We start from the raw sequence: 13,056 nt of genomic DNA on the forward strand, positions 1-13,056 counted from the left end.
CGTTTTAATCATTCCGTGTTGTACTGCTGAATCTAGAGTGCAATAGCCTGCACGTCGAATCTAATGAGATCGCGGGCTGCTGGACCTGACGATCGCAGCAGCCCGTGATTCTGTTGTCGTCACCGCATCCCATCACGACGTCGCTGCCCAGGACGCCGTGACAGGATACGCGTAGTCAGGCAGAGTAAAGCCTCCGCCGTCCTAAGGCCACTACTGAAAGGCCAAGTCCGAACAGAACGGCCGTGCCGGGTTCGGGGATGGGGCTCACGTCGAGCGAAATGGAATCAACTAGCCAATTCGTGTTATTGAATTGAAAGAACAGCGATTCGAACGAAGGGCGGTTCCAGAAGAGCAGTTCTGTTGCATCTGCTGCGTCAAATGGAGCAGCGTGCACCAATGTCCCATTGTGCCTGAGCTCCATGTCGTAGGTTGCGGTGTTATAGATTAACTCGATGGTATTGAACTCCTCCAGGAATGCAGGAGTGCCATTTCCGTTGTCACTCGAGACGAACACGTCAAAGCTGAGCCCAGGCTTGTACAGAAGAAAGGGTGCACCTAGAGATTGAAAAGCAAACGCCGGGCCAGAAGTAGTATTGTTGACGCCCTGGAACGGAACGTCGTCGAATTGAACAAATACGGTGCCGAACTCAGCGCCGTTACCACCGTCGCTGGTGCGATTCGAGTTAATCTGCAACGTGGCCGTGACGATCGAGTCTGTGTTTTCCAAATCTAAATCTCCGCCCGCCAATATGTCGATGGCCGCTGTGCCGAAGTTACCGGTTTGAGTCGCGGGGTTTACACCGGTCATCCCACTGACGCCGTCGGTGTAGACGATGTCCGCGTTAGCGTTGAAATAGGTTCCATTAACCGCCGCGGTCGATCCATCCGTCGAGCGACCTTCGACACTGCCTCCTGGACCAGTGAAATCGTCTTCGAAAACGATCGTCGCGCGGGCATCGACTGATAGTAAACACAATGCCACGGAAGCAGTGGCTACAAACGTGTAGCATCGATAGCGCGCGGAAGAGTAAGCGTTCATTAGTTCATGGCTCCAGGAGGTGAGAAAAGTAAAAAACAACAAACAACCAACAAGCAGTCGCCGTGCGCTGCATCTCGACATACTCGCAGATCACGCCCTGAAATCGTTGAGATGCCGTCTGCACGCCCCCACTAACAATGGAGTGAGAGCCAGCAGCATCGCTGTAGGTTCAGGAACCGAGGAGTTTGCAAGCGAACTAGACAGGGCCGCGTTGGCAGACTGTCCAAAAAAGGTTTTCCACACTTCATAGTCTTCCACAGTCACTTGTCCCGGAGTGACACTTGGGTCTTCATTGGGAAGCGTTAGAGACGCGCCGAGGTTGTTACGCCAAACGGTGTAGTCCGCCAAGTTCACGACGTCGTCGCCGTTGTAGTCGCCGAAAACACCAGTTGGGATGTCGCTTACGTCGACCACGAGTTCGCTAATAAAAGGATTTCCAGGACTATTGAACTGTAGGTATAAATAGTCAAACTCGACCACACCCGATGGCGAAGGATCCCCAAACAACGCGTAGATACTGCTCGGATCGATACTTCCAGAAAAGTTTTGGAAAGCAGGGTCATCATGATCACCGCTGATCTCGAAAGAATTATCGGAAGTATTGAACGCGATACTGACCGTCGAGAAATCGTTCACCTGGTTCAACACCGGGTTAATGGCGAAAGCCTCGGTGGACAAACCGCCGGGATTAAAGACTGTCATCGACGCACCGGAATCGTAAGCCATCACAGGGCCCACTGATCGCTGGTCGATTCCACGAAAGTCATCGTTACCGAATCCGATCAGGTAACGGCCTCCGTTGCCCACCATGTCCATTGTTACTGTCAGCGTCACAATCTTGTCGGTAATGTCGCCAGGCTCGATATCGATGAACACGGTGGTTGTAATGTCAACGGGCAATTCCAGGTTGCCGTTTCCGTCGAGGGCGAAGATCTGGTCGGTTTGTTCGGGCGTAAAAGCACCGTTAGAAAACGTCCAGGCGCCGCCCGCGTCATTGACGTCGGGCGTGTGGGAGGTGAGCGGTCCTGCGGGGCCGCTAAAGGTGTCCTGAAAGACGATCACTGCGCTCACGGGAGCGTTGCAGCAAAGCAACAGTGTAAACAGCGCAATGGTATTCTTCACAAGCATGATTCATCTCCGATGGATTTGTGGACGCATTGATCGCTCTGCAGACCCTGCGTTTCCTTGTTCATCATTTGCCATTAAATTTGAATTCGGCCACGTTGGACTCGCCCGACAGAACCGTAAATCGCAGATCCGACGTGCTACGTTCGGCATACTTGGGATCTAAGACAGCTGCTTTCCTGCTTGTTTTGCCTTTGGGTCTAGCTGCAAACACCGACGAGAGTCCCTCGTCCTCGGGCACAGGCGTTTCCACCTTCGAAACTTGATTCGCTACGATCGTAACCACGTGATCACCAACAAGAGCGCCATCTCCAACTTCCATAGTGCTAAGCTGAAAGCGCCCCTCTTCATTGGTGGTCGCCCAAGCGGGACGCCCGCCTTCCACTGGTGTAAAGGTAATACCAGCCTTGACGAGTGGCCTGTCGCCGACAGTCACCACGCCACTGACGGGCGCCAAGTTATGTTGAGTGCCGCAGCCAGCGATGAAAAGCAGAGCCCCGGTGAGTGCCCCTGTTGCAATAACTGCGCTGCGATATCCGGTCATTTCTTCGATCTTGAAAGCCATGAAATACGCATGGGAAGGAAGTCGTCGCTTTGGTTCTCGATCTTCGTGCCTACAAATCGAGGGATACAGGCACTCCATCCGCTCGGTCGCCGAGTGCCTGGTAGACCGTCGCGTGATCGATGTCTTCTTGCAAAGAATGGACGCTGCCATCTCCGAATAAGAAAAGTACGCCACCGGGATGAACCCCTTTGAAACCCAGTTCCGAGTTGAAATTGCACATTTTCAAGCACCCATCTACCTCGCTTCTGCGATCGGCGCACGAGTCGAAGTTCAGCGGGATCACGGTGCTGACCAAACCGTTTCCGTTGTTCGTATACACCCAGCCGCCTGAGAGGTGCTCGGAGCAATCGGGACGGACCTCGCCAAAGAAGATCGTGTTAGACAAACCATCGGTGATTCGGCGGAGTTTGATCTCATGGCCGAATCGAGAGAACGGTCCGGAGAAATTGCTGTCATTGGGATCGATGAACGATCGCACTCGGATGGCATAGTCGTTCCACGCGGGCTGCTGGCTGCATGAGCAACTTGAGTTATTGCCAACCAGAGCTGATCCATTGGATGCTGCATAATCGAACGACGCCAAGTTGTCGAATGTGCCCGGACGTCTAATCAACTTGTCGTGGGACTGCGATGGGCATAGATAAGCAGGGATCGAGACTTGCGCGAGTTCCTTCTGATCGGTAACGTACCCATCGAGTTCAATTTGCTTGTAGACCGCGCCATTTTCGAGATAAGGAAGTATGTCGAGAAGGATAGTGCTGTTTTCCTCCTTGACGACCCAGTTCCCTCCCGTCGTGTCGATGATTAGTCGGGCACCTGGTGGCAGCGCGCCATGGGTGGTCTCATAGTTGAGGACCGCCAACCCGATCTGCTTGAGGTTATTGGTGCACTGCGCACGCCGAGCCGCTTCCCGCGCTGCCTGTACAGCCGGCAACAGGAGCGCCACTAATACGCCAATGATGGCGATCACCACTAAAAGTTCAACGAGAGTAAACCCGGTCTTGCGGTCTCTGCCTGGCGCAGCGCCCAAAAGACCCACGAATTGGTTTCGCATGTGCGCTCCTTCTTTGAGCGACCTATTAGAGAAGCGATGGAATTCAGCTGTTACCAATCGACGTACGCCACCGCCCTGGACTAGGCTGCTGGGTGAAAACTACCGCAACGTGATAAGTTGTTGAAAAGGTACTCGCGAATATCGAAGCGTATCTCGATCTCTTCTATTCAAGGTATGTACGGCCCGGCGGAATTTCGGACGGCAAAAATGTAGAAACCCCAGAGATCGTGCTTCGGCGACTCATATGAATAAAGATAAGTAATGTCGTCGACGGACTCAGCTGCATTTTTTGGGTGGTACGCCGCTCTTCGAAGGCAGGTACGGCATGCCGCATGCGAAAATGGCGGAACTTATGTCTCAATATCGCGTGGTCCGGACATTCCAATAGGTTAAAGGGCGCCACAATATGTCTGCTTGCTGAAAGCAGTCATGCGGAACACCTTGTAGGCACAGTTTTGCGACCACTTTTCTTGGTCTCTTGGCGAATCAAGTTGCTGAGTGAATCCGTGACGAATCAAAACGACAAGCCTGAGGATACTAACGCCCTATTCATGCAGCTGTTTGTGGTCAATCAGCATCGGATCTTGGGCTACCTACTCACCCTGGTCGCGGATCGCAATATTGCTGAAGACTTGCTACAGGAAACTGCCGTGACCCTTTTAACAAAGTTTGACAGCTTTGAACAAGGCACTGATTTCACCGCGTGGGCGTGCCAAGTGGCTTATTGGAAAGTTAAGAATTACCGCCGAAGCTGTGCCAGAAGCAAGATATTGTTCAGTGAAAAGTTCATCGACAAGCTCTCAGAGCGAACCGTAGAGATGGGTCCGACGCTCGACGACCGTCGCAAGGCGTTGGACTCATGTTTAGAGCGACTCGACGAGCGCGACAGGGCATTTCTCATGGCTCGCTACGAGCCCGACGGTAGCGTCGCCCGTGCTGGGCAAACTGCTGGACGAACAACCCAGGCTGCATACAAGGCGCTGCAACGACTTCGCCGGACACTGAGAGATTGTGTGTCGTTGCGTCTGTCTAACGAATCGTAACGCATTATTTGGAATTGGAAAAATGAGTCCAGAGTCACGTTATGTCGAAGTCGATGAACTCCTGGCATTGATGCTGGACGGAAAAGGCCTGTCTGCATCTCAAGTAGTACGCTTGGAGACACTCCTCAGCGAAGATTCTGAATTGCTCGACCAGTTCGTCTACTCGGTAGCACTGGCAAATGACCTTCAGGATGTGGCTGCCTATGCGGTATCTGCCGATGGAGCATTGGACAGAGATCAACAAGCCAACAGGAGTACATCAAGCATTTTGAGCCGCGCCCGAGGGCTCTCACTTGCTGCGTTGGCCGCTTCTATTCTGATAGCCGCGTTTTCGTTGACACGCCATCGAGTAGACGATACCGAAAACCTACAACCACCACCCGGCTTTGAGGGATTTGTGGCGACAATTATTGCGCAGGATCATTGGAACGCAACTTCGGCCTTACCTGTTGGTTACCGTGTTCCTGCGGGAGAATTCGTTGTCGACGAGGGAATCGTCGAGTTGCAGTTCGACAGCGGCCCCTGTTTGCTGGTGGAAGGACCCGCACAAATCGATATCCGCAGCGCATCCGAAGCCCATCTATCGCTAGGCAAGGTGGTATTTCGGGATGAGACCGACGGGCTTCCATTCCGCCTGACAACTCCCCAATCGCAATTCATTGACCATGGCACTGAATACGCCCTTGCCGTTACCGAAGAGAACGAAGAAGTGCACGTATTCTCTGGCACCGTAGAACGAACCGAAGGCGCTGCAAAAGTGAACGGATCCGTCGACTTGCTCAAGGATGGAGAGGCAAAGCGGTACTCTCGTATCAAGCAGACTCCTGCCGAAGTCTTACACGTCGATCCGACGATGTTTGTTCGCGAGCTACCCACACATGACGACGACCCGCTTCAGAAGCTGCTAGCGATCGAATCATTCAATTATGATGACGACAATATTGTCATCGACGTACAAGCCAACGGCGGCACCGGATGGAGTTCTACTTGGTGGCCCAACGGAGAGAAGCTACCCGGACACAATGAAGACGACGTCGCCCTTCGAATTGGTGAGAGTCTCGTATTCGGTGGTCGCGATGAAAGTTCTCATGGTGGTTCGCTCGGATATGTTGGCGAGTGGTTGGTCCATCGTCCGTTGAACGAGAATCTTAGTCTGGCTCGCAATGACGTGCGGTACGTTAGCTTCCTTTTCCGCCCAGGAGAACTGTGGTCGCGTCCTGAGAATACGGTGAAGCTGATATTTCAGAATCCCGACCAAGGTGTTCTGGAGCACCGGATTGCCGTCGGAATCGATGTTGCTCGAGGTCACATCAGAGGTGAACTGTGCGGCGTATTAGGGCAAAGCCCGCTACCCATGGCAAACAATTCAACGTACTTGATCGTGATGAAGATCCTTGCCGCGAAAGAGAATCCGGATCAACTCATGATCCGGGTATTCCAACCACACGAACCAATTGGGGAAAGAGAAACCAGCAGTTGGACGGTTACAACCCCCATGTCCGACAGCGACGATTCCTTCTCCCTGATGAGCCTCTACTTTAACAGTACTGAAGAGCAAAGGATCGATGAAATCCGAGTCGGCAGCTCGTGGGCGTCTGTCACGTATCCCTGGTGGGCGACTGCGACCTCGGAGTTGTGAGCCTTACAATCCGCTCTTCAGAAGCTACTCTCTTTGGCGAAAGCTCTTCCAGTTCGCACGGCGTCGGTAGACTCACCTGAGGCATTTTGCTACCACCTCAACGCGCTGCGGCTTGCCCCGACCGGCAACACCCCTAAATCGGCCTTCGGCGCAGCGGTCGCGCCACCGCCTGCAGTTCACGAGTTTCTGAACAGAGCGAAGATGGACCAGCCGCTCGGAGTTGCGCCCTGGGCTAACGCGCAGCGGACGTGTCCGAAATTTGACACCTCTGCGAGTTCTGTGAGACTCCATCTCAGCGAGGTCGATGCATCCGCGGCGAGTTAGCCGTCTACCGAATTGAATGAGGTAAGGTGCACCACTGCGGTTTTGTAGAACCAACAGGTCCGAGCTGTTGCGCGACCGCGTAGGCGGATGCACCGTGTGGGGGGAGAATTATCCCCATTACCCGTAGGCCCCCACCGACACGCACAAAGCGACCCTGTGCTTGTCCGGTTGCGTGCGTGCTGCGTGCAGTTTTCCGAAGGTTCGCGAGGTAGGGTTAATGGATTGGGAACGCTGGTCACCCCACTTATCCATTCGCTAGTGCCTATCAGTATGACTACAGGTAGTTGTATCCAATCCGCCCCCTCCTCTGGGCATGGCCTGATACCCGTGTCGCTGCCATTGCTCCGCACCATAGGGCAAGCGAAGACGTGTGTCTATTATTGGAACGAGCAAGTTGGACGCGCGGTGCTGGTTTGTGACCGAGACGACTCGATAGAGGAGTTGTGTACAAGGAATCTCCCAGAAAATAGCAAGAATCAGCTATACCTTCGCTCGTCGGACTACGAATCGATCTGCGGGGAACTTCTCGGCGGTCTGAAAGACATCGCTGGCGACGAAACGCTCTCACCCGTTGACCGATTCGAGGTGATGCAAACGGTCGTGGGCCTCGAGTTGGAAAGGGCTTTCCATCGCATCGACTCCCATAGGTTTGTCGAACTCGGCGAGCATATCGGCAGCCAGATCTGCGGACTTGTCGGGGAGAATCGAGTGCTTCCGGCCAAGTTATTCGAGATCGCCAGGCACGACTACTTTACTTTCAGTCACGTGACGAACGTGACAGGCTATGCGGTTGTATTGGCACAAAGGCTGGGGATCAGCGACGAGACGGAGTTGAATCACATTGCGATCGGAGCGATGTTACACGACATCGGCAAACGCCATGTTCCGCGTTCCATCCTAGTGAAGCGTGCGAAGCTGACCCCGCAAGAACGGTGTGCAATCCGACAACATCCTCAAGCCGGTTATCGAGATCTGCTTAAGTCCGAACTGTCCAACGATGGCCAAAGGATGATGGCGTATCAGCACCATGAACGAATCGACGGAAACGGCTATCCAGTCTGCATTTTAGGTCCCGAGATCCACGACTGGGCCAAGCTGCTGTCAGTGGTGGACGTGTTTGACGCGCTCACGGGCGAACGACCCTACCGTAAACCGCTCTCGTTTACTTCGGCACTAGACTTCATGGCAGCACGGGCTGGTACTCAATTCGATACGGAGGTCGTCAAATGTTGGATTGCAGCGATCACCCAGAAATAGTCATTCCCAAATGGGAAGACGTAGAAATCCGAGCGCGACTACCGCTTGCCGTGCATGAATTCCTCGCGAAAGAGGGACCTGCCCCGGCAAAGTACGACTGTGAGCGCAGGCATGCGCGGAAGTACTTTCGAACCCGAGCGGTCATTCGTCGTGACAGCCATGACTACGGAGTCTACATGTGCGACATCTCACGCTCGGGCGTGGGATTCTATTCCCCTATTCAGCTCTTTCCTGAGGAGCCCGTAGAGCTTTGGTTGCCAAGCGAGAAACGTCTGGATCTGTTGATGGAAAACTGCGTCCGGCATGCGAACAACAGCTATCGGTGCGGAGCTACGTTCGTATCGACAAAATGACAGCACGTGCACCGTTTGTCGACTCGTGAGATCGAGGTTGCACGAGACGCGCTCCGCTCTATCCGGTCTATTCGGCGTCACCAGGACCACCCTCACCGCGACACGTAAGCGTACTTAGAAGTCTGGAACTACTATTGACTTCAGCCCCCCGCGACCTAGCTTTTTTCGGCTTGCCGAACGGTTGATTCCGTGTCGCCAAGCAGAACCTGATGTTGACTGACTGAACTGTCACTAGTGCAGAGACGCGAAAGCGGCTGCTATCCTCCCACCAATCTGAGATTGCCAGCCATGCTCGATCCATCAAACTCAATGGCTCTGTTGCTACTATTGAATATAGCTTTTGCCAGCCTCGCTCTGGTAGCTGGCGTTCTGGGCGGTTTATGGTTTGCCTACGCCCGTTGGAATGTAGGTGCTGCTTCGCCGGCGCAAGTGGAGGAATCGGAGCGACATAGTCAACGCGAAAGCGAGCGCATCGCTATGGCGACCGATCGCCTGCGTGATCTCGCCAGTGGCATTGCCAGCGACGTCGACAAGCACTCCTCCCGAGTGGGAGAGATCACCACTGGGCTACAGTCCTTGGACACCGATGACATCGAAGCCACTGGCACCGGTCTGGTCATGGCGATGGCGAACATCATCTCCGCCAACGGTGCGCTACAAGAGCGACTTGCAAAGGCTGAAGACCAGATTGCGGCCCAAGCCCGCGAGCTAACCCTCCAGGAATCTGAAGCGCGAACCGACTCGCTCACTGGAATGGCCAATCGCCGCGCTTTCGACGAAGCGATGTCGCAGCGACATGCCGAAGCGACGCGCAAAAACACTCCGCTATCACTCCTACTGGCAGACATAGACAGTTTCAAACAGTTGAACGATTCGCACGGGCACCTCGTGGGTGACGAGGTGCTTCGCGTCGTCGCTCGTCGGTTGAAGGAGACGTGCCGCAGTATGGATCTACCTTGTCGCTATGGCGGTGAAGAGTTTGCCATCATCCTCCCTGCCACCGATTTGCAGGAAGCCAAACGGGCTGCCGAGCGGGTACGTCAGGCAATCGAATCACTCACCATCAAGTTCGATGGCAAACAATTCCAAGTCACGGTCAGTATTGGTGTCGCCCAGCTAGCCAATCAAGAAGACACTCCCCGCCTGGTGCGTCGCTGCGATGAGGCCCTTTACCAATCTAAAGATGCTGGCCGCAACTGCGGACACTGGCACGACGGAACTGATTGCCACCCCACGGCCAACCAGAACCAGAAACGCGGCGAGTCGTCGCAGGGTGAGGAACCCTCTACCCAGCGGACGCTACTCGATTCGCTTCCCAATCGCACCACGTTTGTCAATGAACTGAGACGGCGCATGGCCGAGTCTCATCGGACGGAGCAGCCGGTCTCTATCGTACTTGCAGAGCTCAAAGACTCGCATGAATTGAAGCAACGCCTTGGTTCCCATGCTCTTGTGACAGCCCTTAACCGTGTAGCCAAGGCAATTGCGGGTTCACTGCGAGAAATGGACCTTGCAGCCCAGCTAGGCGAAAACCGTATTGGTATCATGCTACCTAACAGCACCATGGAATCTTCATGCACTACCATGGAAAGGGTCCGCTTGGTACTCAAACAATGCCCGCTGGAGTTAGAAGACGCATCCGTATGTCTATCTCTGTCGACAGGAGTTGCAGAACTTAGGACCGGGGATTGCGTTGAGAACCTGGTGGGGCGTGCCGAAGCCGCCCTGGCCTGCCAGGTCGAAAGATCTGATCCTTCGACATCCGCCTCCACGGCCCGCTAGGTATTAGTACAAGAGCCTGCATTTGGCGATCGCTCGGAACTGCTGGTGGTTACAATAGGCTTCGACCTGGTCGGAGAACGTATAGTTTCGCGGCTAGCCTCGCCACTACTGCTGCTAGTCAATTCAATTGCCAAGCAAAGAACTCAGGCCCGCGTTCGTGCGCGCCGATAGCTATGGATGAGATCCCGTTGCCCCTGGGACTCCCAGCGCGGGGTGGCTTCGGCTGCCCCGCGCGTCTTTTGTGAGTAAGTGCTGGCCCAGTCCACACCAAGGCTTGTCCGATTGGCGGAACACCGCACGCTATTGCGTCGGATGACGAGAGCTAGTCGAATTCTCACTTGCGAGTTGGCTGAGTGGAGCTACATAACTACGGCAGTGTAACTCCAGGTTGTCTAGGGGGGCTAGCCTGGAGCGTTCCCGCCCTGCGGGTGTAGCGAGGCTGTTGCGCCCGCAGGGCGCTTGATTGTCACTGGAGTTTCCGATGAGCGGAGACTAGGCTGTTCAAGTTCGCACTCTACTCACCACAGCGAGGTAGCCGCTATGCCTCACGACCTGACACCCCGCGAAATCGAAGTCGTCCGACTAATCAGCCTCGGTTGCTCTACGAGCGAGGCAGCCAAGATCTTGGGAGTGGCCGTTCCGACCGCCGACACGCACCGCACGAACGCCATGAATAAGTTAGGCGTCCGCAAGATGGCGTTGCTCACGCGAATGGCAATCAAGCACCGGATCACGTCGATGAAAGATACCCTCACCCCAGCGGAGAAAAGGAAGCGCGGGCGAAAGAAGGATGGGTGGAACTAGGTAGTCATCTGTCGCATCGCTCGAGGTCTTCCCGCGGTGGGGATACCGCCAGCAATTCACCGTATCTCTAAGTCGCAGCGGTTGAACCATCCGACAGGACTTGCGCCCTGGGCCAGCGCGAAGCCGTCTTGTCCGAGATTTGACACCTCTGTCGGTTCGCTGAGACTCGATCTCAACGAAGACCAGGTGGCCCTGGGTGATTTCTCACCCAGGGCTCCCACAGACCCGTACGTGCCCGCATTAGAGCATACGGTTCCTCAAATCATGGTTTCGCTGCGTGACGAAGCTGCGAACGAACTGCGCGTGCGGGAGCAAGCGGGTAGCGACGGAGCAATGCGCAGAATTTCTGCCAGTGCATCGAGCGGATGTTGTTGCGGCGGTTAAGCCACTTACGCCATCGGTTCTCGACTTCCTGACGAAACCGGTTCATTGCTTCCGAGTTCCCTGTCACTCCGTAATACGCATAGTGTCCACGTAGCTTCTGGTTGAGCTTGTGCTGCTGCTCCGCAAGCGACAAGTGTCGATTATCGTGGCACCATTGATCGATGCGACGAGCAGCGCGGGTGAAACGATCTGTGGCAGTTTTCAGCTTGACCACCCAATAGCCCTTCAAAGAGACACCCCAATAGTGGGTGAATCCAAGCAGGTCAAACGTGCCAGGACGATCGTCGTCCTTCGTCCGTGAAGACGGGGGACGGAACGAAATGAGTTTCGTCTTGGTCGGATGAACAGTCAGACCATACTTACCGAATCGTTTCGGAATGACTTCCATCACGCGGTCGGCATCGCGAGGATCGCAAAAGCCGATCACGAAATCATCCGCATAGCGGATGAGGAAAGCCTTCCCACGCAGGCGGGGCTTCACGTCTTGTTCGAACCAAACGTCCAGCACGTAGTGCAAGAACACGTTCGAAATCAAGGGTGAAACAACACCACCCTGGGGTGACCCGGAGTCAGGGTAACTCACGTTACCATCCTCCATCACGCCCGCTTTCAACCACTTATCGATCAGACGCAGCAACACGCCATCACGCACCCTCTGTCGGAGAAACTGTCGGAGATGTTGATGATCCAGATTATCGAAAAACTTCCGGATATCGACCTCCAAAACTGTCACGCCCGTCCGCCGATGGCGCATCGTCTGGTCGCGGAAGGAAGTCAATGCATCGTGTGCCGAGCGGCCACGTCGAAATCCGTAGGAACAGTCCAGGAAGTCCTGCTCATAGATCGGATCCAGTAACATGACCACCGCACGCTGGAGAATCTTATCCTCCAGCGTAGGTATTCCGAGCGGACGAGTCTCCGTGGTGGAGCCGCCTTTCGGAATGTGCACTCGGCGCACAGGAGGAGCTTTGTAGGTGCCGGACTTCGCGCGGTCGAGCAAGCTTTGAAGGTTGCCCTCCAAATCCTGTTCATATTGTTCCGCGGTCACTCCATCGACACCAACAGCACCGTCCTTACGCGTGCATCGATACGCATCCTTTAACCAGTCGATGTCCATCAGATAGGCGAGCGAGGTGAAGGCCATCTCTGTAGACCGTCTCGCCAAGCATGCTATCCGTCTTTGTTTCGTGTACACGTCTATCGAATTTCGAGGCATTCGCCGTGTTTCTCAAAAACGGTTCCATGATTCGACGTCTCGCTTCCCTCCACTGGCTCCAACGGGGTGAAGTTCGCCAGCTTCAACAGTACTATCAAGACGCTATGACTTCCTGCTACTCATCTCGCCGCACTTCGTTTCCTTCGCTTGGCGATACCTCGGTTGCACTCGTTGTGTTCGCTCCTTAACGGACGAGTCAGCCGCCAAGGCCTGGAGTTGGTAACCCGGTGTCTCCGTCCGGGATGTTGCCGAGGAAGCAACAGGATCTCCCAAGTTCCTGGGGAACCTCAATCATCCGTTTGCACATGTTCCAAACCGACGCCGGCAGGACTGCTTGCACCAGACCATAAAGTGCAGCAGCATGGCCCCTGGTCATCAAAAGGCAAAGGCTCCCACGATTGGGTCTTTCGACGCTCAATAGCATGGCTTTCGGATTCGCTGTTTACGCTTCGCAGGGCCGGTCACCCGACA

At 54.7% G+C, this 13,056-nt stretch carries 11 protein-coding genes; 6 read left to right on the plus strand and 5 right to left on the minus strand.

Annotated elements, in window-relative coordinates; genetic code table 11:
- Positions 1 to 175: 175 nt before the first annotated feature.
- The 4 genes from NG895_RS23910 to NG895_RS23925 form a co-directional block, all read right to left on the minus strand.
- Positions 176 to 1,039 carry a PEP-CTERM sorting domain-containing protein gene (locus NG895_RS23910; RefSeq protein ID WP_252855068.1) on the minus strand — a complete coding sequence of 288 codons (864 nt, stop codon included), beginning with the start codon at positions 1,037 to 1,039 and terminating at the stop codon, positions 176 to 178.
- Positions 1,040 to 1,129: 90 nt separating this feature from the next.
- Positions 1,130 to 2,161, minus strand: coding sequence for a hypothetical protein (locus NG895_RS23915; RefSeq protein ID WP_252855069.1), 1,032 nt, complete (start codon positions 2,159 to 2,161; stop codon positions 1,130 to 1,132).
- A gap of 70 nt (positions 2,162 to 2,231) precedes the next feature.
- Positions 2,232 to 2,729 (minus strand): hypothetical protein, encoded by a 498-nt coding sequence (locus NG895_RS23920; protein ID WP_252855070.1) that lies wholly within the window; start codon positions 2,727 to 2,729, stop codon positions 2,232 to 2,234.
- A gap of 49 nt (positions 2,730 to 2,778) precedes the next feature.
- Positions 2,779 to 3,783, minus strand: coding sequence for a DUF1559 family PulG-like putative transporter (locus NG895_RS23925; RefSeq protein WP_252855071.1), 1,005 nt, complete (start codon positions 3,781 to 3,783; stop codon positions 2,779 to 2,781).
- Between the two features lie 506 nt (positions 3,784 to 4,289).
- Here NG895_RS23925 and NG895_RS23930 point away from each other — a divergent pair.
- From NG895_RS23930 to NG895_RS23950, 6 genes are all read left to right on the plus strand, one after another.
- Positions 4,290 to 4,826: a sigma-70 family RNA polymerase sigma factor gene (locus NG895_RS23930; RefSeq protein WP_252855072.1), complete on the plus strand. Its 537-nt coding sequence runs from the start codon at positions 4,290 to 4,292 to the stop codon at positions 4,824 to 4,826.
- A gap of 70 nt (positions 4,827 to 4,896) precedes the next feature.
- The gene (locus NG895_RS23935; protein WP_252855073.1) at positions 4,897 to 6,465 is read left to right on the plus strand and encodes a hypothetical protein; all 1,569 of its coding nucleotides are present in this window, start codon (positions 4,897 to 4,899) and stop codon (positions 6,463 to 6,465) included.
- Between the two features lie 912 nt (positions 6,466 to 7,377).
- A complete protein-coding gene (locus NG895_RS23940; RefSeq protein WP_252855074.1) occupies positions 7,378 to 8,046 on the plus strand; it encodes an HD-GYP domain-containing protein in 669 nt (222 codons plus the stop codon).
- On the plus strand, positions 8,016 to 8,399 hold the full coding sequence (locus NG895_RS30965) for a PilZ domain-containing protein (RefSeq protein WP_425267254.1): 384 nt from the start codon (positions 8,016 to 8,018) through the stop codon (positions 8,397 to 8,399). The genes NG895_RS23940 and NG895_RS30965 overlap by 31 nt, the downstream gene beginning before the upstream one ends.
- A 288-nt stretch (positions 8,400 to 8,687) precedes the next feature.
- A complete protein-coding gene (locus tag NG895_RS23945; protein ID WP_252855075.1) occupies positions 8,688 to 10,181 on the plus strand; it encodes a GGDEF domain-containing protein in 1,494 nt (497 codons plus the stop codon).
- Between the two features lie 540 nt (positions 10,182 to 10,721).
- Positions 10,722 to 10,985 carry a response regulator transcription factor gene (locus tag NG895_RS23950; RefSeq protein WP_252855076.1) on the plus strand — a complete coding sequence of 88 codons (264 nt, stop codon included), beginning with the start codon at positions 10,722 to 10,724 and terminating at the stop codon, positions 10,983 to 10,985.
- A 262-nt stretch (positions 10,986 to 11,247) separates the two neighbouring features.
- Here the strand turns inward: NG895_RS23950 and ltrA are convergent, their stop codons facing one another.
- Positions 11,248 to 12,513, minus strand: a complete 1,266-nt coding sequence (gene ltrA / locus NG895_RS23955) for a group II intron reverse transcriptase/maturase (protein WP_252855077.1) — start codon at positions 12,511 to 12,513, stop codon at positions 11,248 to 11,250.
- Positions 12,514 to 13,056 lie beyond the last annotated feature (543 nt).

Source organism: Aeoliella straminimaris, assembly GCF_024054565.1.
In the GTDB taxonomy this organism is placed as follows: Bacteria; Planctomycetota; Planctomycetia; order Pirellulales; family Lacipirellulaceae; genus Aeoliella; species Aeoliella straminimaris.